The 20,648-nt window shown below is 69.9% G+C and carries 15 protein-coding genes; 3 read left to right on the top strand and 12 right to left on the bottom strand.

The window, feature by feature from the left end; genetic code table 11:
* Positions 1-1,146: a pilus assembly protein TadG-related protein gene (locus Q368_RS0121070; protein ID WP_029461017.1), complete on the top strand. Its 1,146-nt coding sequence runs from the start codon at positions 1-3 to the stop codon at positions 1,144-1,146.
* 115 nt (positions 1,147-1,261) lie between these two features.
* Here the strand turns inward: Q368_RS0121070 and Q368_RS0121065 are convergent, their stop codons facing one another.
* The 10 genes from Q368_RS0121065 to Q368_RS0121020 form a co-directional block, all read right to left on the bottom strand.
* Positions 1,262-1,990, bottom strand: coding sequence for a Rossmann-like domain-containing protein (locus Q368_RS0121065; protein WP_029461016.1), 729 nt, complete (start codon positions 1,988-1,990; stop codon positions 1,262-1,264).
* 103 nt (positions 1,991-2,093) lie between these two features.
* Positions 2,094-2,417, bottom strand: a complete 324-nt coding sequence (locus Q368_RS0121060; protein ID WP_029461015.1) for a DUF5320 family protein — start codon at positions 2,415-2,417, stop codon at positions 2,094-2,096.
* A gap of 92 nt (positions 2,418-2,509) precedes the next feature.
* On the bottom strand, positions 2,510-2,983 hold the full coding sequence (locus Q368_RS27470; protein ID WP_084158920.1) for a DUF134 domain-containing protein: 474 nt from the start codon (positions 2,981-2,983) through the stop codon (positions 2,510-2,512).
* A gap of 170 nt (positions 2,984-3,153) precedes the next feature.
* The gene (locus tag Q368_RS0121050; protein WP_029461013.1) at positions 3,154-5,718 is read right to left on the bottom strand and encodes a PEP/pyruvate-binding domain-containing protein; all 2,565 of its coding nucleotides are present in this window, start codon (positions 5,716-5,718) and stop codon (positions 3,154-3,156) included.
* Positions 5,715-7,994, bottom strand: coding sequence for a PEP-utilizing enzyme (locus Q368_RS0121045; RefSeq protein ID WP_052360321.1), 2,280 nt, complete (start codon positions 7,992-7,994; stop codon positions 5,715-5,717). Before Q368_RS0121045 ends, Q368_RS0121050 begins: the two co-directional genes overlap by 4 nt.
* Entirely contained in the window at positions 7,978-8,397 is a 420-nt protein-coding gene (locus tag Q368_RS0121040) for a response regulator (RefSeq protein ID WP_029461011.1), read from the bottom strand. The genes Q368_RS0121045 and Q368_RS0121040 overlap by 17 nt, the downstream gene beginning before the upstream one ends.
* Positions 8,384-10,969: a PEP/pyruvate-binding domain-containing protein gene (locus tag Q368_RS0121035; protein ID WP_029461010.1), complete on the bottom strand. Its 2,586-nt coding sequence runs from the start codon at positions 10,967-10,969 to the stop codon at positions 8,384-8,386. The genes Q368_RS0121040 and Q368_RS0121035 overlap by 14 nt, the downstream gene beginning before the upstream one ends.
* Before the next feature lie 30 nt (positions 10,970-10,999).
* Positions 11,000-11,758 (bottom strand): TIGR02186 family protein, encoded by a 759-nt coding sequence (locus tag Q368_RS0121030; protein ID WP_029461009.1) that lies wholly within the window; start codon positions 11,756-11,758, stop codon positions 11,000-11,002.
* Positions 11,758-12,696 carry a sulfite exporter TauE/SafE family protein gene (locus Q368_RS0121025; RefSeq protein ID WP_029461008.1) on the bottom strand — a complete coding sequence of 313 codons (939 nt, stop codon included), beginning with the start codon at positions 12,694-12,696 and terminating at the stop codon, positions 11,758-11,760. The genes Q368_RS0121030 and Q368_RS0121025 overlap by 1 nt, the downstream gene beginning before the upstream one ends.
* A complete protein-coding gene (locus Q368_RS0121020) occupies positions 12,693-13,139 on the bottom strand; it encodes a universal stress protein (protein WP_029461007.1) in 447 nt (148 codons plus the stop codon). Before Q368_RS0121020 ends, Q368_RS0121025 begins: the two co-directional genes overlap by 4 nt.
* 329 nt (positions 13,140-13,468) lie before the next feature.
* On the opposite strand from Q368_RS0121020, the gene Q368_RS0121015 reads away from it, so the two are divergent.
* Both Q368_RS0121015 and Q368_RS0121010 read left to right on the top strand, forming a co-directional pair.
* Positions 13,469-14,902 carry a sensor histidine kinase gene (locus Q368_RS0121015; protein ID WP_029461006.1) on the top strand — a complete coding sequence of 478 codons (1,434 nt, stop codon included), beginning with the start codon at positions 13,469-13,471 and terminating at the stop codon, positions 14,900-14,902.
* On the top strand, positions 14,899-16,242 hold the full coding sequence (locus Q368_RS0121010) for a sigma-54-dependent transcriptional regulator (RefSeq protein WP_029461005.1): 1,344 nt from the start codon (positions 14,899-14,901) through the stop codon (positions 16,240-16,242). The genes Q368_RS0121015 and Q368_RS0121010 overlap by 4 nt, the downstream gene beginning before the upstream one ends.
* Before the next feature lie 288 nt (positions 16,243-16,530).
* Here Q368_RS0121010 and Q368_RS0121005 read toward each other — a convergent pair whose 3' ends face one another.
* Positions 16,531-18,318: a hypothetical protein gene (locus Q368_RS0121005; RefSeq protein WP_029461004.1), complete on the bottom strand. Its 1,788-nt coding sequence runs from the start codon at positions 18,316-18,318 to the stop codon at positions 16,531-16,533.
* 305 nt (positions 18,319-18,623) lie between these two features.
* Entirely contained in the window at positions 18,624-20,639 is a 2,016-nt protein-coding gene (locus Q368_RS0121000; protein ID WP_029461003.1) for an O-linked N-acetylglucosamine transferase, SPINDLY family protein, read from the bottom strand.
* Positions 20,640-20,648: the final 9 nt, after the last annotated feature.

Genomic DNA, 20,648 nt, shown 5'->3' with positions numbered 1-20,648 from the left:
ATGACGACGCAAAGAGCAAGTCGATCGCCGGCGCAGGCGGGTTCGGTGGCCGTTTTCGTGGCGCTGTCCATGATCGTCCTGGCCGGGCTCGCCACGCTGGCCGTGGATTACGGCTTCCTGGAGTACAAGCGCAGCCAGCTGCAAAACGCCGCGGACGCCGCCGCCCTGGCCGGGGCCAACGTGCTCGTGCAGTACGGTTCCAACCAGGAGCCGGTGATCGACACGGCCATCCGCTACGGCCAGGCGAACCTCGACGACGCCGACGGCAAGGACGTGGCCATTCGCAACTCGGATGTGACCTTCCCCGATGCCGTGACGGTGCAAAGCAGGGTCGGGCGCACCACGGAGCGCGGCAATCCCGTGGACATGTTCCTCGGCCGCATCCTCGGCTGGAACACCCAGGACATCGCCGCCACGGGCAAGGCCGCGCTTTTTTGTTCCAAGAGCACCAAGTGCCTCAAGCCCTGGTCTCCCCCGGCGAAGTTCACCTGGAACGACACGTGCGACGGGGACAAGAAGCTGAACAACAACGGGCAACTCGACGCGCAGAGCTCCTGCGAGATGCATTCGGTGGAGGTGCAGGGCTACGGCAACGGAGACGTCGGCACGCAGATCGTGCTCAAGTTCGGCGAACCGAGCGGCACGGTCACCCCGGGCCATTACCAGGCTGTGGACTATCCCGCGCTCGGCTCCGGCAACCCGGTCTCCGGCGGCGATTCCTACCGCGACAACATCGCCGGCTGCACCGGATCGAACGACAGCGCCGTCAAGGCAGGCGACGAACTCCAGGTCGAACCCGGCGACATGGTCGGGCCGACCAAGCAGGGTCTGGCGGCACTTTTGGCCAAGGACCCGGACGCGTCCTGGGACGAGGACACGAGTTCCATCGTCGACAGCGCCTACGCCGACGCGCTCGACAGCCCGCGCGTGGCCCTGATCCCCTTTTACGACCCGCGCTACCCCCAGGAAAGCGGGCGCAATTTCATCAAGGTCTACCAGCTCGGCGCGGTGTTCATCGAGGGAGCCGACGGGAACGGCACCGTGACCGGGCGTTTCGTCAAGAGCATGGCCGTCGATCCGGTCCGCCAGCCGGGGTGTGACGCCAGTGATGCCTACGCCCTCTACGGCGCGGGCCTGGTCCGGTAGCCGGGCGGTCGCGCCCGCCGCGCATGTCCGCCGTCTTGGCAAGGCGAAGCGGCCCGTCTCCGCACGGAGGCGGGCCGCTTCGTCGCGTGCGGACGGTTGTGCCGGGCTATCGGGGTCAGCGCGCCTTGGCGCAGAACCGTTCCCAGCCCATGAGCGCCGCCGCGCCCGCGACGGTGGTGCCGTAGAAGATGACCGGACGGTCGATGAGGAAGTCGCCGATGCTGTCGTTGGCCAGGGTCGAGCCCGTGACCACGAGGAGTTCGGCGCGATCGAGCGCCTCTTCCTGCTGCTGCGGCCCCAGGATCTCGGCCCCGTGCTGCACCGTGCCGACGTTGTCCGGGTCGAGGTCGAGCACCTTGAGGTCGAACGCGCCGCTTAGGGCCTTGATGATCTTCGGCTGGAAGCCCACCTGGGTGATGCGCACGTCGCCGTAGCGCTCGCGGATGTGGTCGCGAAACCTGGGGGCGCATTCGCCGGGCTCCTTGTCGCGGCAGTGGATGGTGGCCGTGCAGAGCCCGAGGCCGCGCATGACGGCGTTGAGCGAGGCCACGAACACGGCGCGGCGGAAGTTGTTCTGAAGGGGCATGGCGGCCACATCGGCCAGGGTGCCGGAAAAGTCGCCGAAACGGTCGGTGAAGGCCTGCCCCTTGGCCCCGCGGAACTCGGCCTCCATCAGTTGTTCCTTGCCCTTTTGCAGGGGGAAGTCATCGCCTTCCGGGTCGCCGATGGCTTCGTGCACGGTGAGCGTGCGGGCCTTGACCGCGATGGGTTCATGCAGCAGGTCGTGCTGCTCCCACAATTGAAGCGCCTTGCGGCGGACCGTTTCCAACATGCCGGATCCCATGGCGTCACTCCTTGTGCGGCTTATATTCCTGTGCGCGAAAACCTGTAAATAGAAGAGGCTCCCGCCGCCGTAAAGGCCGCGGGAGCCTCGTTTTCGTGCCGCGTCATGTGTTGGGCGACGCGTTTTCCCGGCCGAGCAGGGCGCTCAGGCGGTTTTTGACGGCGGCAAGTGAGGCCTCGAGAAACGTAGCCTGGCGCTCAAGCGCCTGGATGTCGCCGCCATCGCCCATGGAGCCCATCGGCCTGGCGCAGATGCCGCCGCGCCGCCGCCCGCGACCCATGCCGGGGGCCATGCCTGCGACCCTGCCGCGGCCCCTGCCACCGCGTCCCGCGCCCTGGCCGAATCCGCCGGGCAGCGGCGCACCGGCGTTTTCCTGCGTGGCAGCGCCCTGGCAGGCGCCCCTGGCCCATCCCGTCTGCGATCCCATCCCTGTGGGACCTGTTCCGTCACCGCGTGGCATGGCGTATCCTCCTTGTGTTGCTGTTCGCGCCGCGCCATGGCGGCGTAGCGCGCGTCCGGTTAAGAATCCGTTTCCGGCTCCGTCGCCCCTTCCGGCGCACTGCGGTCGGGGATGCCCCGGCCGTCATGCCCGAGGGCGGGTTCCTCGCCTGAGCGTCCGGCACCCCGGCCCTTGCCGTGTCTCCGGCCGCAACGGTGCGGGCCGCCGCCCTGGCGCGCGGGGCCGCAAGCGCCCACCGCGCCGGCCACGGCATAATGGCCGCCCGCGATGCGAAGCGCCGCGCCCTCCACCAGCGCCCTGGCCACCGCGGCCCGCGCCGCGGCGAGCACCCGGCCGAAGGTGTGGCGCGACACGCCCATGTGCGCGGCCGCCTCCTCGGCGGTCAGCCCTTCGAGATCGGCCAGGCGCAGGGCCTCGAGCCCCTCGACGGGGAGGAGGATTTCCTCCAGGTCGCGAAGCGGCGCGCCTTGCGGCTTGAAATACGTGGCCCGCGGCATGTCGAGGACCCGGCGGAGCAGGGGGGGACGGGGCATGCGGCCTCCTTGTTTTGCTCAATTGAGCAAATAAGCATTGCCGGTTCCGGGTCAAGTCCCGAGACGCGGTTTTTGCTCAAATGAGAAAAATAAAACGACGCGGGAACGCCCAGGATCGTGATCCGGCGCAAGGTGCACGAGGCGAAGGACGTTCGAAACCGGGTGGGGCGTTAGGCGGTGGGCACGCCGGCGGTGAAGGCCGCCAGGGCCGCGTCGCCGGCCAGGAAGGCGTCGGCGGCGCGGTCGGGCGCGTCGTCGTCGGTCATGGCCGCATCCAGGAGCCGGGCGAAGCCGAGCAGCCGGCCGAGCAGGACCAGGGATTCCGCCGTGGTCGCTTCCGGAGCGTCGGCCAGGGAGGCGCTCAGGAGATCGTCGCCGCGGCTGACGAAAAAGCCGGCGGACTTGAGGATGCGCTCCAGGCAGCGCGCCCGCCTGCGGCGTTTTTCCGGGGACGCGCCGCCGCCCTTGAAGCGCAGGCGCACGTGGTTGCCGCGCGCGCGCGGGCCGCAGACCGCGTCGATCATGGCGAAGTGGAATTCCACCCGGGCGTTGACGTTGACGTAGTCCCGCGCCGCCAGGGCGTAGTTGGGTTCGCCCACGGGGCGCTTGTTGCGGGCGTCGGCAAGGCCCCGGCCGAAGACGCCGGACGCGTCGGACCCGGGCAGGGGGGCCGCGCGCTGGCCCGGCGCGGACAGGCCGCGCCACAGGGCGGCCAGGGGGATCGAGGCCACGGACTCGGGCTTTATGTGCCGTTCGGGCGCGTCGTCGCGCAGCCCGCCGCCGAGGTCGATGACCATGACCTCGAACGGGCCGTCGCCGCGCAGGATGCGCACCTGGTCGAGGGACTGGGAAAGCAGCGCGTCGCCGGCCGAGAAAAGCGCCATCACGGCCACTTCGTGGGTGAAGCGGATGATGTCGTGCAGGGTGCGGCATTCGAGCACGGAAAAGGTCGGGCCGTAGGCTCCGGTCAGGGTCAGGGGCGCGAGGAGCTCGTGCAGGCGCAGCCGCGCGGGAGACAGGCACGGCGCGGCGCAGGCCGGGGCGAGGCGCACGGGCGGGCGCAGCAGTTCCGCGACGTCGCCGATGGCCGCCGGGGCCGCGGTCACGCGGCCGGCGTCGGCATCGAGCACGACCAGAGCCCCCGCCGGGATGGCCTCCACGGCCCCGGCGGCCCGGGTCAGCATGGGCCGGCCGGTTTCGCGGGCCACGGTGGAGAGGTGGTCGGCGGGATTGCCGCCCGCGACCACCGCGCCCTGCCACAGCGGCAGGCCCCTGGCCGCTTCGGGCGCGGCCGTGGGCAGCACGGCGACGACAGGCCCGTCCGGGGCCTGGCCGAGGTCCGCGGCATCGTCCACATGCAGCGCCCGCCCCAGGCAGCGGCCGGGCGTGGCGGCCATGCCGCCGCGGTAGAATTCCTTTGGCGGGGCCGGCGGCCGCTTGCCGCCCCACATGATGCGCGCGGGCCGGCATTGCAGGAGCCACAGCGCCCCGTCGCCGTCCAGGGCGAATTCCAGGTCGCTCCAGGTCCCGGCCAGGGCCTCGGCGGCCAGACACAGCCGTGCAAGGCGCGACAGGACGGCGTCGTCGAGCACGGGCACGTGCTTCTGGTCCCGGGGCACGGGTTCGCGGCGCAGGCCGCCGCCGGGCGCGGCCACGGCGCGGCGGGTCTTGCGCGCCACATGGGCGATCACGTCCCCGGGATCGGCGCGGTCGATGCGGTAGACGTCGACCGGGGCCGCGCCGCTGACGGCGAGCACCCCCAGGCCCGGCACGGCGGAAACGAGCATGCGCTCGGCTTCCGGGTGCACCGGGTCGATGGTGAAGACCACGCCTGCGGCAACGGCCGGCACCATGACCTGGACGAGCACGGCCATGTCCAGGGCGGCAGGCGGCAGCCCGGCCTCGCGGCGGTAGACGGCGGCCTGTTCGGTGAAGGCCCCGGCCATGACCGCGAGAAAGCCCTGCTCCAGGGTGTCGGCGGAAAGGTTCAGTTCGCTGACGAACTGGCCGGCGAAGGAATGTTCGGGCCGGTCTTCGGTCAGCGCGCTGCTGCGTGCGGCAAAGGCCGGGGCCGGTTGCCCGTCCCTGGCGAGGTTCCGGGCGGCCTCGCGCAGGTCGGCGCGCAGCCAGTCGGGCAGCTCGCTTGCAAGGATGTCCCGGCGTACGGCGGCGCAGGCCTCCGCCAGGGGGGCCTCGCCGGCCGGGGCCTGGCCGAGGCGGCGGCGGATGGCGTCCTCGAGGCCCGTTTCGCGCAGGAAGTCCCGGCAGGCGCGCACGGTCACGGCAAAGCCGTCCGGCACGGGAAAGCCGTTGCGGGTCAACTGCGACAGGCCGGCGGCCTTGCCGCCGACGTCCGCGGCGGCGAGCGGCGCGGCCAGGGGCAGGCAGGACGGGCCGCGCCCGACGTCGTCGAGGGTCTCGACGGCCGCGCGCAACGCTTCTTCCAGGCGCAGCTGCCTGTCGTAGAGCGCTCCGCCCTCGGGAACGTCCAGGCGCACCGCGCCATCGACCATCTCGAAGGCGACGGCGAGCAGGTCCTCCACGTCGGCGGCGAGCGCTTCCGCCGGTGCGCCCGCGGCGAGCGCGGTCTCGAACGCGGCCAGCCTGTCCAGGGCGCGCTCGTTGTTGGCCAGAAGCACCCGGAAGGTGTGGTAGCGCACCTTGAGGGCGTCGAGGCTCGCCTTGGCCCGCGTTGCCCGGCGCGCCGTGAAGGCGCGCCACAGCCGGCCGATCATGGCCGCGCCCCGGCGGTGTCCTTGGCCGCGGCCAGGGCGGCGCGGAAGGCGTCGGCCAGGGCCAGGGCGTCGTCTTCGCCGGAAAGCCCGGTGTCGCGCTGGCGGGCGAAGGCGCACAGCGCGCCGAGCAGGCGCAGGGCGTCCTCGGCTTCCTCGGCTTCGAGGAGTTTGCGCCGGGCCACGACCAGATCGCCGGCCGTTTCGACCTTGAAGCCGAGGCGGGCCAGGACCATGTGCAAAAAGGCCGCCCGGGCGCGCCGCGCGCCGCTTCCGGCCATGCCGCCGGCAAAGCGGAAATACACGGCGTTTTTGTCGGGGTTGCGGTCAAGGTAGGCGTCCACCACCGTGAAGTGCCAGCCCAGGCGCAGGCTCACGTTGCAGTAGTTGCGCGCGGCGATGGCCAGGTTGCCCGTGACGTCGGGCAGGGGCTTGGTCATGGCCCCGAGCATGTCGCCAAGGCCGAGCCTGGCCGGCGCGGCGTCCCACATGCCCGGGGTGAGCAGGCCGTCGAGAAAGGCGGCCAGGGGCCGCGAGCGCACGGCGGCGAGGTCCGCGCCGCCGGGGGCCAGCGCGCCGCCGATGTCGAGCAGGCGCAGGTCGAGCGGCACGGGCAGGGTGAGCCGGCGGGCGGGTTCGGCGGCGAGCTCCGTGCCGCGCAGTCCCGCCAGGGCGGCCACGGCCCGGTCGTGGGCGAAATGCAGGATGTCGTGCAGGCTGCGGCAGCCCGCGGCCGTGAACTCCGGGGAATCGGGATCGGTCAGGGTCAGCGTGGCCACGCGGCGCAACAACCGGCGCAGGAGCAGGTATTCGGGGGCGTCCGGCGCGAGCCCGGAATCGGAAACCGGGCGGTTTTCGAGCGCCCCGGCAAAGACCGCGCCGAGATCCGCGTCGACCGTGACGGGCGCGCCTTCGGCCAGGGCGCGCATGGCGTCCGGCGCGCCGAAAAGCGCCGGCACGCGCAGCTCCCGGGCCACGGCGGCGAGATGCCCGGCCGGATCGCCCACTTCCGTCACCACGGCCGCGGCGCGGCGCACGATCGGGGCCAGGGCCGGCGAGGCCGAGCGGGCCACGGCCACGCCGCCGCGCGGGAAAACGTCCGCCGGCGTGCCCTCGCTCACATGGACCACCGCGCCCGAAGCGGCCCCCAGGCAGGCGGCGTCGCCGCCGCGCACGAGCGCCGCGGCGAGCGGCGGCCGCACGGGCGCGTCCGCTGCGGCCGGGAGCTCGAGGCGCACGGCCTCGATGACGCTTTCCCCGGAGGCGGCGACGGCGACGCCGAGTGTCAGGGGCGCGCCGAGCAGCCGTTCGGCGGCCATGGCCCGGCCGGCGAGCAGGGCCGCGGCGGCATCCGTCAGCGGCGCGGCCTCGCCTTGCGCCGCATCGGTCCCGGGCAGGCGGGCGAAAGGATGGGCGCGGGCGAGCAGGCGTAGCGTGGCCGGGGCCGCGTCGCCGTCCGGGCGCAGGGAAAGGGCCAGACAGGCGCTAGCGTCCGTCTGCCGCCGCATGGTTTCGATCGTGCCCCGAAGCGTTGCGGGCGGCGCGGCGAGAAGCAGGGCGGCAAAGGTCGCCTGGTCCGGGCGCAGGCCGAGGTCGGCGGCCGCCGCCCGGGCCAGGCCGGCCAGGGTGGCCGCGACCGTTTCGGCCTTGGCCGTCAGGGAAAAGGTTTCCTGGCGCGCGGCGTCGCCGTGGGACCCCGTGGCCGTGACGCGGATCGTCGCCGGGCCGTGGAGGCCCGTGTCGGGGTCGCCGAGCGCGGCGGCCAGGGCCTGGCGCGCGGCGGGCGTGAGGCCCTGCGCGTCCCAGGCCGCGTGGGACAGGGCGAAGCCGCGCGGCACGGGCAGGCCGAGCTGGCCGGCCAGTTCGCCGAGCGCCGCGGCCTCCTCCCCGACCCGCCCCCGGTCTTCCAGGCGCAGCCGGGCGATGGGGCGCACGAGCAGGGCGTCGTCGGGCTCGGGCCGGCCGGCCAGGATGTCCTCCACGGCCGCGGCCACCTGCGTGAAGCGGTCGAAAAGCGCCACGTGCGCGTTGCCGGTCATGGCGTTGACGGCATAGACGGCCTGATGGGCGTAGTCCGCGACGGCGCGGGCCGAGGTTTCGAGAAAGGCCCGGTCGAAGATGTATTCGCCGCCGCGCATGCGTTCCATGGCGGCCATGGCCGTCAGGGCGGCGGTGTTGGCCTCGAGCAGCGCCCGGAACTTGGAAAATACAGAGCGCGCCGATTCCTCGGGCGCGACGTGGCCGGACGGACGGCGGGGCGGTTCAGGCGACATGGTCATGGCGCGGATTCCCCAGGAAGGTTTCCAGGCGGGCGACCACATCGAGAATGTCGGCCAGCTTGAAGGGTTTGGCCACGAAGTCGAAGGCCCCCTTGTGGAAGGATTCCTTGGCCGTCTCCAGGGTGGCGAAGCCGGTGATGACGATGACGCCGGTATCCGGGGAGACGGCCTTGATGCGGTCGAGGAAGGCGATGCCGTCCATGCCTTCCATTTTGAGGTCCGTGATGACGATGTGGGCCGGGTTTTCCTCGAAGGCGGCCAGGGCGGCGGCGCTGTCGGTGAAGACGGCCACGTCGTAACCGGTCTTTTGGAAGGCGGGCTTGAGGCGTTTGACCACGATGGGTTCGTCGTCGAGAATGAGCAGGCGTCTTCTGGCTGGCGCGGCGGCGTCAGGGGTTGTCATGGGCGTCCTCCATCACCGGTTTTATGGCGGCCAGGAATTCCTCGGCAAAGCAATGGCTGTCGTCGTCGCGGGCCATGCGCACGTCGAGCTGGCGGGTGAATCCGACCAGGCCGCCGAGCAGGCGCAGCTTGGCCCGCATGGCGTCCTTGTCGAACTTCTTGAGCCGGCCGATGACCAGGTCGCCGTGCAGCTCCACCCGGAAATCGGCCCGTTCCAGGATCTTGGCGATGCAGCCGGCCCGGCGGGCGCGGCGCGAGAAATCCGTTACGCCCCCGAGGAAGCGGAAGTACAGGGCGTTGTCGTTGATCACGTCCCCGACGTAGGCGTCGACCAGGACGAAATGGTAGCCCAGGTGCAGGTTGAGGTTCATGTATTCGCTGGAGACCACGGCGAGGTTGCGGCCGAGCTTTTCCGAACCCGGGCCGGAAACGCCCAGGGTGCGCGTGAGGCTTGCCATGAAGCTGCCCATGTCCACGGGCACGGGATCGGTGCTCCACATGCCGGAGTCGATGAGCCCGGTGAGCAGTTCGCGCAGGGGCAGGGAGTGCAGGCCCGCGATATCGAGTTCTTCCGTGTCGCCGGTGGCCTCGCTGTCGAGGTCGATGACCGAGAGGTTGAGCGGCAGGGGCGAGCGCAGCTTGCGCGCCGTGGCGTCGAGGATGCCGCGCCGGTCTTCGCTGAGCTCGATCAGCTCGGCCACGGCCTGCTCGTGGATGTAGCGCGTGATGTCGTGGTAGGTGCGGCAGGAGGACGGGGTGAACGACGGGGAGTGCGGGTCCACGAGGTTTAAGGGCGTGATCTTTTTCAGCAGCCGGCGCAGCAGCCGGTATTCGTAGGAATCCTCGTAGACCGTCTCCTCGGTCAGCTCGAAGTAGCGCAGTTCCTTGACGAGGCCGCGGTAGACCACGTTTTGCGTGGCGTCCACGGTGATCTCGTCGCCGGTTTTGAGCAGCTCCGTGGCCACGCCGCAGCCGACGACGGTCGGGAGGCGGAATTCCCGCGCCACGGCCGCCATGTGCCCGGCCGGGGAGCCGATGTCCGTGAGGATGCCTTGCGCCCGGGCCATGACCCGGGAATAGCGCGGCGAGGTGTGGTGGGCGACGAGGATCGCGCCGAAGGGGAAATCCGCGAGGTCGGCGTCGGTCCTGACCACGTGGACGCGGCCCATGGCCACGCCGCGCTGGACCACGTCGCCCCGGCCGGAAAAGACGATCTCGGCCTGGCTCGTGGCCGCGTCGATGGCCCCGGTGCGCCGCGCCGGCTCGCCGTAGAAGACCAAGGGCCGGCTTTGCAGCACGTAGAGCCGGTCCGAGGCGTCGAGCGTCCATTCCACGTCCTGGGGCCGCTTGAAATATTTCTCCAGGGAAAGCGAGACTTCGCCGAGCAGGGCGAGGTCGGCCTCGGTCAGGCAGGGCGCGTCCGCGGCCAGCGCCGGCACGTCCTCGAAGCCGGTTCCGCCCTTGGAGCCGAGGACCATGCGGCTGCCCTTGTGCGCGATCTCCCGGGAGAGCATGGGGAAGGGTGCGCGGCGGCCGATGAGGTAGGAATCCGTCTCGATCTCGCCGGACATGACCGGCGCGCACAGCCCCCAGGCCGCGCTGACGAAGATGCCTTCCTCTTTTTGCGTCAGCGGCGCGTAGGTGTAGAGGCCGCCGCTGGCCTTGGAGTCGATCATGACCTGGCAGCCCACGGCCATGACCGCCTCGTGCTCGCGAAAACCCCGCCGCCGGCGGTAGAGCCAGGCCTCGGGGGAATAGGCCCCGGCGACCACGCGCTTGAAGGCGTCGGCCACGCCCGAGGGGGGCACGCCGATGACGCTTTCGTACTGGCCGGCGAAGCTCGTTTCGCCGTCCTCGTTCCAGGCCGAGCTGCGCACGGCCAGGCTCTTGGGGATGCGCCCGCCGCGCCGGGCCAGATCCTCCAGGGATTCGGCGATGCCGCGCCCGAGCGAGCGGGGCAGGCTCGCGGCCAGGATGCGCTCGCGCACGCGGCGCGAGACCTCGCGGATGTTGCCCTCCTCGTCCGCGTCGAGGAGTTTCGTCTGCTCGCGGATGAAATCCGGCAGGCCGTTTCGCTCCATGAATTCGGCAAACGCCCGCGTCGTGACCACGAAGCCGTCGGGCACGGGCAGCTGGAGCACGTTTTTGAGCTCCCCGAGCATGGCGAACTTGCCGCCGGCCGCCTCGGCCATGTCGCCGCGCAGTCCCGAGAGCGGGAGTGTGGCCGGGGTGTCGGGGAAATGGTGGCGTCCGGCCAGTTCGTCGGCGATTTCCTGGCGCACGTTTTCGAAGGCGACGAACAGCGGCACGTTGCGGCAGCGGTTGAGGATGGACAGGTCGGAGACCAGCTTGAAGATCTGGTCGGCCAGCTCTTCGCAGGCCGACTCGATGTAGCGGCGGTCGAAGACGTATTCGCCGCCGAGCTTGTCGCCCATGTCGGCCATGAGCGTGAGGATGCGGTTGTTGCGCTCGAGGATGCTCTTGAACTTTTTGAAAAGCACCACGAAGGGCACCGGGGCCTTGCTCCGGATGGGGAGATGCAGCGCCTTGCCGATCCGTTCGAACACGCCCATGGCCGTCGCCTTGTCGCCTGCGGCAGGCGGTTAATGCGCTCCGCTTTTGGAGCCCTGGAAGATGCGGCTGATGACGAGGCCGCCGAGGATCGCGATGACCGAGGCCAGGACGCCGTAGAGCGTGGCGTGGCCGAAGGCCATGTCCGCCAGGAACGCCGGTGCGCCGACGAAGGAGGCGGCGATGGCGGTCTGGCCCCTGGCGACGACCGCGCCGTCCTTGATGGCCAGGGCTTCGACGCTGTAGGTGCCCGGGGAAAGGCGCGAGGGCACGTGGAGCACGGCGGAAAAGGGCGTCTGCCCGTCGGCTTCCGGGGCGAGCGTCACCTGGCCGGCGCTATCGCGGTAGAGCTTCTCCGCCTGCTGGAACTTGAGGAATTCCGCCACGAGCGCGGCCTTGTCCGGGTCGGACGTCTCGGCCTTGATGCGCTCGGCCAGGCCGGGCACGCCGTACCGGGCCGCCGTTTCCGGCGCGACGCCTTCGGAGGCGGCCTCCAGGAAGACCTTGGGCGCGTCGGAGAAGGCCACTTTCTCGCGGTTCATCCAGAGGATGCCGAAGACCTTGCCCTTCTCCTTCATGTGGAAGGTCGTGGGCTCGCCGGCCAGACGCACGACGACCTGGCTGCCGGCCGGGACCTTGCCCGCGACGGTCAGGTCCATGCCGTTGTAGAGGGAGTTGATGGCGATGGCCGGGGGCGTGGCCGCAAGCGGCGGCAGGGTGTCGGCCGCGGCCGCGCCGCACGGTGCGGCGGCGAGCAGCAGGCCGAGGGCGCAAAGGAGCAGGCGGCGCATTAGTGACCTCCGATGGCGGCCAGGAGCACGTTGGGCCGGGCCAGCAGTTCGTAGAGCATCTTGAACATGACGATCAGCACGATGCCGGAGAGGTAGATCTTGAGCTGGTCGCCCTGGAGCCGGCGGCCGATGCGCGCGCCGAACTGCGCGCCGATGGCCGAGCCGAGAAGCAAAAGCAGGGCGAGCACGAAGTCCACGGTGTGGTTTTGCGAGGCCTGCATGATGGTGACGTTGATGCAGGTGAAAAGCACCTGGAAAAGGCTCGTGCCGACCACGACGTGCATGGGCATGCGCAGCATGTAGACCATGACCGGGACCATGATGAAGCCGCCGCCCACGCCCATGATGGCCGAGAGCACACCGACGAGGCCGCCGAAGAAAAGGGGCGTCAGCGCCGACTGGCGGATGCCCGAGCGCGGGAAATCCGTCTGCCAGGGCAGGGCGGCCATGAACCGGGCGTAGGCCGAGGGGCCGGACGGCGCGGCCTTGGCCGGGGATTTGCCCTTGGCCTTGCGCATGGACCCGAGGGATTCGAAGAACATGTAAAAGCCCACGCCGCCGAGCATGAGCACGTAGGTGATGGCGATGCAGAAGTCGGCGTCGCCCATGGCGCGCAGGATTTTGATGAGTTGGACACCGAGCGTGCCGCCGATGACGCCGCCGATGAGCAGCAGGATGCCCATCTTGATGTCCACGTTGCCCAGGCGCAGGTGGATCAGCGTGCCCGAGGTCGAAGCGCCGACGATCTGGTTGGAGTCGGACGCCGCGGCGACCGTGGCCGGGATGCCCATCATCATGAGCAGCGGCGTCATCAGGAAGCCGCCGCCGACGCCGAAAATGCCGGAAAGAAGGCCCACGCCGCCACCGAGGCCGAGAACGGCCAGGATGTTCACCGAATTTCCGGCGATGGGCAGATACAGGGTCATGGGAATGCTCATGTCGCCTCACCGTTTCCTAGGGTTGCCGTTTCGTCCCTGCGCGGGGAGACCAGTTCCACCCGGCAGGAAATCCCGTGCAGGATCTGTTTGAGGGACTGGTCGTCCCGCTGCGCGCCGCGCCCGTCCCCGTCGCCGGACTCCAGGACGAGCAGGGTGATCCGGTGTTCGCGGGCGAACCGGATCACTTCCTCTTCGTAAGCGCCCTCGGTCATGAAACTTTCGACGCCGACGCCCTCTTGCGCCGCCTGCTGGGCGAGCAGGCGCAACCGGCGCTGCTCGGCCAAGGCCTTGTCGTCGGGCAGTCCGGAAGGGACGCTCCCTTCCGGCGGAGCGACGAAGAGGACATGGACCCGGGCCTCGATGCGTTTGGCCAGGGAAATCGCGCGCGTCAGCGCCGACAGGGCTCCGTGCCGCGGAGATGTGCCTACGAGTATGCGTTCCATGGTGTGTCCCGCCACTGCGGGTAGCAACCGGCGGGCCAGAACGGACTGTTTTTACAACACGCTGAAAACAGGAGGGAATTGCGACAGGATCAGCACCGAGGGGCGCTGCTGGCGTTTCAGATTGAAAAGCGCGGGCCGTCATGGAAAGGTATTTGTTCCAGAGTGGAACAAGTGCGGCGTGTCCCGTTTTCCGCGGTCAATGATTTGAGTGGGTTGGCGTTGGAACAGGGGTTGCTTGGGAGCGGAAGGCCCGGCCACGACGCCGATCCCCTTTCCCCGGGCGGGGAAAACGGGTAGCGTCCGCACGTTTTTCGACGAGGATACTGGGGATGTTACGCACCATCCGTTCCAAAATGCTCTTCGTTTTCGCCGCAAGCCTGTTCGCGGTGCTCACCCTCGCCGCGCTGCACGTGGCGAGCCTGTCCTCCCTGCGTGAACGCTACCTGGTCAGCGAGCGCATCGAGGACCTGCTCAATGACATTCTGGAAGTGCGGCGTTTCGAGAAGAACTACCTGCTCTACCACGACGCGGCGAGCCTGCGCGAGGGGCTCGACTACCTCGACGCCGTGGACCGGCTGGCCGGAGGGCTGGCCGGGGGCGCGGACAAGGAGCTCGGCGGGGCGGAATCCCGGGAGTTTCTGGACGAGTTGGCCGCCTACCGCCTGGCCCTGTCGCGCCTGCCCGAGGCCGGCACGCCCGACGACGGCGCGACCGAGGCCGTGCGCGCCAAGGGCAAGGCGCTCACCGATTTCGCCACGCGGCTGCTTTCGGCCAGGCGGCAGCGCATCCACGAGACCATCCGCCATTCGCTGGCCGTGCCGTTCGCGTTCGCCGGCGTGTTCCTGTTCGTGACCATCGCCGTGGTCGCGTTGGTTTCCACGCGGGTGCTGCGGCCGCTGGCGCTTTTGCGCGAGACCACGCGGCGCGTGGGCGAGGGCGACTACCGGCCCGTGCCGGTCCGGCCCGGGCTTTCCGACGAGATTTCCGGGCTCGTTGGGGCATTCAACCGCATGGCCCACCAGATCGAGGCCAACCAGGAGCATCTGCTCCAGGCGCGCAAGATGGCGGCGCTCGGCACGTTCACCGCGGGCGTGGCCCATGAGCTCAACAACCCCATCAACAACATCACGCTTACGGCCGACGCCCTGCGCGAGGATCATGCCGCGTCCCTGGACGCGGACGGCCGCGAGCTCGTGGACGACATCGCCGGCCAGGCCGACCGGGCTGCGGACATCGTGCGCAACCTCCTGGATTTTTCGCGCACCGAGCGCCCGACGCTGACGCCCCTGGCCCCGGGCGAGGTGGCGGCCTCGTGCGCCGCGCTCGTCAAAAACCAGATGCAGGCCGCGGGCGTCGCCTTCCGCATGGACGTGGCAAAGGACCTGCCGCTCGTGCGCGGCGACATGCGCAGCCTCCAGCAGGTGTTCGTCAACATCCTGCTCAACGCCGTCCAGGCCACGCCGCGCGGCGGCAGCGTGACGCTTTCCGTCGCGCCGCACCCGGGCGGGGGCGTCGATTTTCGCGTGGCCGACACCGGCCCCGGAGTCGATCCCGAGGTGCGCCAGCACATCTTCGAACCCTTTTACACCACCAAGGGCGTGGGCAACGGCACGGGGCTGGGTCTGGCCGTGGCCTACTCCCTGGTCAAGCGCCACGGCGGGCGCATCGAGGTGGAAAATCCCGAAACGGGCGGCGCGGCCTTCACCGTGCGCCTGCCCGCGGGCGAGACGGCCGCCGCGGCCGGAAAGGAGGGCCCGTCATGACCATCCGCATCGCCGTGGTGGACGACGAGACCATCGTGTGCAGCCGCCTGAGCCGCGCCCTGGGCAAGGACGGGGCCACGGTCGAGGCCTTCACCGAGGGGGGGACATTTCTCGCCCGCCACGCCGAAGTGCCTTTCGACCTGGTGTTTCTCGACGTGAACCTGCCCGACGGCGACGGCATCGCCCATATCCCGGCCATAAAGGCCGCGTCGCCCGCAACCGAAGTCATCGTCGTCACCGGCTACGGTTCCATCGAGTCGGCCATCGCGGCGGTCAAGGCCGGGGCCTTCCACTACGTGCAAAAGCCGGTCAAGCTGGCCGAGGTGCGCCATCTCGCCCGCTCGGCCCTGGAGCGCGCGGCGCTGCGGCGTGAAAACCGGGAACTGCGCGAGGCGCTGCGCGAGGCCGACGGCGAAAAGCCCATCATCGGCAGCGCGCCGGCCATCCGCCGGGTCTTCGCCATGATCGACAAGGTGGCCCCGGTGGACTGCAACGTGCTCCTCCTCGGGGCCAGCGGCACGGGCAAGGAACTCGTCGCCCGGGCCATCCACCGCCAGAGCGGGCGGGCCGAGCGGCCGTTCGTGTCGTTTAATTGCGGCGGGTTTTCGGAAGAGCTCATCAGCAGCGAACTGTTCGGCTACGAAAAAGGGGCCTTCACCGGGGCCGGAGCGACCAAGATCGGGCTGCTCGAGGCGGCGGCGGGGGGGACGGTCTTCCTGGACGAGATCGGCGAGATGCCGCTGTCCATGCAGGTGCGGCTCCTTCGCGCCATCCAGGAGCGGCGCATCCTGCGCGTGGGCGGCGTCCACCCCATCGACCTCGACATCCGCATCGTGGCCGCCACCAACAAGGACCTCAAGCACGAGGCCGCGGCGGGCGCGTTTCGCGAGGACCTCTTCTTCCGCCTCAACGTGGTCACCATCCACCTGCCGCGCCTGGACGAGCGCCGCGAGGACATCGCGCCCCTGGCCATGCACTTCCTGACCAAGTACGGCGCGGCCTTCCGCAAGGCCGTTGCCGCCATCGACCCCGAGGCCATGGCCATCCTCGCCAACTACAGCTATCCGGGCAACGTGCGCGAGCTCGAGAACATCATCGAGCGCGGCGTGGCCCTGGCCGACGGCGACACCCTGCGCGTGCGCGACCTGCCCTCCGACCTGCGCCAGCTCTCCTTCGACTCCATGGAAGGCGAGGGCCTGGCCTCGCTCGAAGACATGGAACGCCGCTACATCGCCAAGGTCCTGGAGCGCACGGGCTACAACAAGGGCCTGGCCTCGAAGATCCTCGACATTCCGCGCACGACGCTGTGGCGCAAGATCAAGCAGTACGGACTGGAATAGCGTTTCTTTCGCGCGTCTCCCCATGGCGGCGGCAACGTGCGTGGGCCGGAAAGCGGCAGCGGCGCGGCAATGCCGGGTGGCGGTTCCTGGCCGGTTTGCACTCAGGCGCGGCCGCAGCGCTGCTTGTCCAGAGAGCGCTGCGTGTCGAGGTGTGCATGCCGGCGCTTCGCCGCGGCCGGTCTCGAACAGGCCGGACGCACGCCGGCGCAGCACGGCCAAATCGCCTTGCCCCTTGCGAGGGACGCGAGGGGCAGGGCGTCGCGTGAACGCAGGCGGGCTGGGTGCGGACTACCAGATGTTGCGGGAGAGAAAGGGCAGCAGCTTGAACTGCGGTTCGCCGGCGGGTACGGGCAGAAGGCGGCCGAGGTCGCCCGCGCCCGCCTCGGGCGTGGTCAGGATGCCCACCGTGAAGGCCGGGACGTCGGCAGGTGGCGCGCCCGGGGTGATGAAGCGGCCGTAGCCCTTGTCGCGAAGAAGCTCGAGCGACGCGGCGGCCGTCGTCGGCCGCACGTACACGGCGTTGGGGATGTCGAAGATTTCCTTCAGGTAGACGGCCGGGCTGACGGCAAGTTCCTCGTTTTGCGTGTCGCCGACGACCAGGATCAGCGGCCTGTCCGGCTCCTTGGAGACCGCCTTGGCCACCCGCTCGAGGGAGGCGACGTAGGTGGCGTTTTTTTCGCACAGGATGCGGATGAGGTCCTTGGCGAAGGACGGGGTGGCGAGCACGTTGGAGCAGCACAGAAACACGAGCAGCATGCGCGCGGCGATGTCCGCGCGGGGCGAGCCCAGGCGTGACGCGGCCTGGAGGAAAAGTCGGCCCGCCGTGAGCCACAGCAGGGCCGGAATCGCCGTGAGCGGGATGGAATAGTGCTGGTTGTCGATGTCGCCCTGGTAGAAGACGTACTGGGAGAGGGCGAAGAGCAGCATGAAGGCGATGAGTCCCAGGCTGATCCAGGTGCCCCTGACGGCGGCCGCCGCCGGGGCGCGCCCGCGAAACGGCAGGAGGTTGGCGCAGGCAAGGACGGCCAGCGACCCGGCGTACCACGGCCAGGCGATGCGCCGGCCGAAGTCGCCGAGATAGGTGGCGAGGTCGCGCAGCAGCGCGGCATACCCCGCCAGTCCGCCGGAGGCGTCCGCGCCGAGCGCCGCAAGGGCGGCCACGATGCCGACCAGGACGTAGAGGCAAAGGGCGAGGTTGACGACGCCGAAGGCGACGGCCTTGCGGCGTTCCCTGGCGTCGTGCGAAAACGCGCGGCAGAAAAAGAAGCCCAGGGGCAGCAGCGCGGCCGGGGCGAAGGTCTCCTTGGTCCCGATCATGAGGAAGCCTCCGAGCGTCGCCAGCAGGCAGGCCCTCATGGACACGACCGCGCGGGAGCGGTTGCGGGCGATGACCCAGGTCGAAAGCGAAAGCCCGAGCAGGCCGTAGACTTCCACCACGCCGGTGTCGCGGAAAAGCCAGTACCAATGCAGGTGCGCGTAGATCACGCAGCCGGCCAGCACGGCCGTGACGCCGTCGAAGCAGCGCCGCAGGGCGAGCAGCGTCAGCGCGACGCTCGCCAGGAACAGCGCGCCGTACAGCATGTACCACAGCTGGATATGGTCGCCGAAGACAAAGGTGTTGACGGCGTACATGAAGACGAAGAGCGGCTGGAACCTGCCGGAAGTGTTGTCAAAAATGACGCCGAACGACTGCGAGACGCCAAGGTGCGCGATGAGGTCGCCGAAATCCATGCGTCCGGCTTCGTCGAGCATCATCGGGATGATGTAGTCGTCGGCCACGGCCCAGGTGCCGTGCGCCAGGGGCAGGCAGGCCAGCAGCACGGCAAGGCAGATGCCGGCCAGGCCCAGCCGGAAATACGGCCTGTCGTCGCCGGCTCTTGCCGCCGCCAGGAAAGGGAGGACAGCCAGCAGCAGCGCAATGAGGACGGCATACTGGGTGCTGATGTAATAATCCCTGCTGTACAGCAGGAAGAACACGGCGACGGAAAAAAGACAGGCGCAAAGCAAGTTGCTCAGGCGCCCTTTGCGCAACACGGTGGTCTGCGTCACTGTCGCCGCAACGGTCGATCCGGACATCGACAAGTATCCTCGCGGTTGTTCGTCACGGTGTCCGCAAAACGCGTGTTCCTCGGGAAAGAGCGGCCATGGCCGACGATAGGAGACACCGTGCGCGGCAGCAATACCCGTCCTTGCGGTCCACGGCAAGGCCGGACCGCGATGGTGCGTCCGGTTGCAGGCTGCGGCGTCCGATGGTCGCAACATACAACCCGGAGCATATCGGCGTCCAGAGCGGGATGTGGGCGCGCAGGCGACGGATGCGGCGGGAGCGGGAGCGCGTCTTCCGGTCCGTACGGGCGGCGCGCGGCCGTGTGGGCAGTCGCCTAGGGAAACAGTTCCGGATCGACGACCAGCCGATTGTCGCGGGGGATGGGGCGCAGGCGGTGCCGCCGGGCGAGCTGCTGCGTCCACCAGCCCCGGTAGTCCGCGACGGCCTGGACGTCGAGGGCCTCGTAGTCCACGGCGCAGGCGGTCTCCAGGTAGACGTCGAGGTTGGCGAGGTCCGGCCGCGGCAGCCGGCCTTCCCGGCAGTCGCGCCACATCCGCGCATACAGTCCTTCCAGGCCGCGCACGAGGCCCGGCATGTCGAAAAGCGCGGCCTGGTCGCGTCCGGTTTCCAGGCGCTGGCGCAGGGCGGCGAGGGCGGCTCGGTCGTTGCCGAGCTCCACGGCCCGTTCGACGTAGGCTTCGGGCGTTTCGCACACGAGCTCCGGCAGCCCGGCCGCGCGCACGAGGCTGCCGCACACGCGCGAGGCGAACGAGCGGCCGCTGGCGGTGAGTACCGGCACCCCGGACCAGAGCGCGTCCGAGGCCGTGGTGTGCGCCCCGTAGGGCGTGGTGTCCAGAAACAGGTCGGCCAGCGGATAGCGGGCCAGATGCGCGGGATTGGCGGCCTTGTCCGCGAACACGAGGCGTTCCCCGCCGATGCCGTGGGCCTTGGCGTACTCCCGCAGGCGGTTGACCGTGGCCTCCGGCCCGCCGAGCAGCCAGAGCACGCTGTCCGGCACCCGCGCCAGGATCGCCAGCCAGCGGTCGAAGGTCTGGCGGTGGATCTTGTGGCTGCCGTTGAAGCAGCAATAGACCATGGCCTCTTCGGGCAGGCCGGCCGCGGCGCGCGTGGGGCGCTGCGGGGCGACGGCGCGGTTGCGGTTGCTCGGCTGGTAGCAGGGCAGGCGCAGCACCTTTTCGGAAAAATAGGCCTCGTGCGCCTCGGGGATGATCCAGTCGTCGGCGATCAGGTAATGGTGGTAGGGGCTGGCCATGGTGCCGGGGTAGCCCAGCCAGTTGACGATGACCGGGGCCGGGCGCAGGGCCACGAGCTTCAGGCGCGCGTCGCGCGTGTAGCCGTTCAAGTCCACGAGAATCTGGATGCCGTCGTCGGCGATGCGGCGGGCGGCGTCCGCGTCGCTCACGTCCGTGATCACGGTGAAGCGGTCGGCCGTGTCCTTGAAGTGGGCGTGCAGGGCGTCGGTTGCGGGAATGCCGCAGTAGTAGGCGTGGACTTCGACCTTGCCCCGGTCATGGAGCCCGAGCACCTCGGTCATGAGGTAGCCCACGGCGTGCTCGCGCAGGTCCGAGGACAGGTAGCCGACGCGAAGCGGCCCTTCGTGCGCCATGGCGGCCGGCCAGGCGGTCAGCGCGCCTTCGGGCGTGCCCACGTCGCGGCGGTTGTAGCGGTCGGCCAGGGCCAGCTGCATGAGCGGGTCGTCGGCGTGGGCCGCGGCGGAAAGGGGCGACATGTCCGTGAACAGGGTTTCCCGGCTGACGCGCTCGCTTGGCAGCAGCACGGGCCATTCGCACTGCCGCTGGCGCAACGCGACCAGGTGCTGCACCACCTCGCGCTGGTCCCGGTCGAGCTCCAGGCTCTCGCGCAGCATCTTTTCCGCGGCTTCGTCCTGGCTCACCGCTTCCAGCGCCCGGGCGCTCTGGTTGAGGGCCGTGGTCTTGTGCATGACCGCCTGGGGGTTGACCGCCGCCATGCGCGCCAAGGCCGCGGACCATTGGATGATGGCCAGGCCGATCTTGCCCTGGCGCTCGAGGATGCGCCCGAGGTTGATGTAGGCCGGCATGAAGTCGGCGTTGAGCGCGATGGCGCGCTCCAGGCACTGCTGCGCCGCTTCCAGCTTGCCCGTGTCGGAGAGTGTGATGGAGTAGTTAAACAGCACGGCGTAGAGCAGCGGATCTTCGGAATTGGCCTGCACCCAGGCCGCGTAGGCCGCCTCGATGGACGCCGTCTGGCCGCTTTGCTTGAAGGTTTCCGTGGTCCGGATCAGGTCGGCGACGCTCAAATGCCCCACCATGGAGGCGATCAGTGCCGGGGAGAGGATGTCGGTAGCCATGGCGTTGGG

Origin of the sequence: Solidesulfovibrio alcoholivorans DSM 5433 (assembly GCF_000702665.1) — a bacterium.
GTDB classification, from domain to species: Bacteria; Desulfobacterota; Desulfovibrionia; order Desulfovibrionales; family Desulfovibrionaceae; genus Solidesulfovibrio; species Solidesulfovibrio alcoholivorans.
The sequence above is the reverse complement of the archived record's forward strand: the minus strand, read 5'-3'. Positions and strand labels throughout refer to the sequence as shown.

Coding starts and splice junctions, on each gene's coding strand:
- Q368_RS0121070 (WP_029461017.1), top strand. CDS start 1: ATGACGACGCAAAGAGCAAGTCGATCGCCGGCGCAGGCGGGTTCGGTG.
- Q368_RS0121065 (WP_029461016.1), bottom strand. CDS start 1,990: ATGGGATCCGGCATGTTGGAAACGGTCCGCCGCAAGGCGCTTCAATTG.
- Q368_RS0121060 (WP_029461015.1), bottom strand. CDS start 2,417: ATGGGATCGCAGACGGGATGGGCCAGGGGCGCCTGCCAGGGCGCTGCC.
- Q368_RS27470 (WP_084158920.1), bottom strand. CDS start 2,983: ATGCCCCGTCCCCCCCTGCTCCGCCGGGTCCTCGACATGCCGCGGGCC.
- Q368_RS0121050 (WP_029461013.1), bottom strand. CDS start 5,718: ATGATCGGCCGGCTGTGGCGCGCCTTCACGGCGCGCCGGGCAACGCGG.
- Q368_RS0121045 (WP_052360321.1), bottom strand. CDS start 7,994: ATGACCATGTCGCCTGAACCGCCCCGCCGTCCGTCCGGCCACGTCGCG.
- Q368_RS0121040 (WP_029461011.1), bottom strand. CDS start 8,397: ATGACAACCCCTGACGCCGCCGCGCCAGCCAGAAGACGCCTGCTCATT.
- Q368_RS0121035 (WP_029461010.1), bottom strand. CDS start 10,969: ATGGGCGTGTTCGAACGGATCGGCAAGGCGCTGCATCTCCCCATCCGG.
- Q368_RS0121030 (WP_029461009.1), bottom strand. CDS start 11,758: ATGCGCCGCCTGCTCCTTTGCGCCCTCGGCCTGCTGCTCGCCGCCGCA.
- Q368_RS0121025 (WP_029461008.1), bottom strand. CDS start 12,696: ATGAGCATTCCCATGACCCTGTATCTGCCCATCGCCGGAAATTCGGTG.
- Q368_RS0121020 (WP_029461007.1), bottom strand. CDS start 13,139: ATGGAACGCATACTCGTAGGCACATCTCCGCGGCACGGAGCCCTGTCG.
- Q368_RS0121015 (WP_029461006.1), top strand. CDS start 13,469: ATGTTACGCACCATCCGTTCCAAAATGCTCTTCGTTTTCGCCGCAAGC.
- Q368_RS0121010 (WP_029461005.1), top strand. CDS start 14,899: ATGACCATCCGCATCGCCGTGGTGGACGACGAGACCATCGTGTGCAGC.
- Q368_RS0121005 (WP_029461004.1), bottom strand. CDS start 18,318: ATGTCCGGATCGACCGTTGCGGCGACAGTGACGCAGACCACCGTGTTG.
- Q368_RS0121000 (WP_029461003.1), bottom strand. CDS start 20,639: ATGGCTACCGACATCCTCTCCCCGGCACTGATCGCCTCCATGGTGGGG.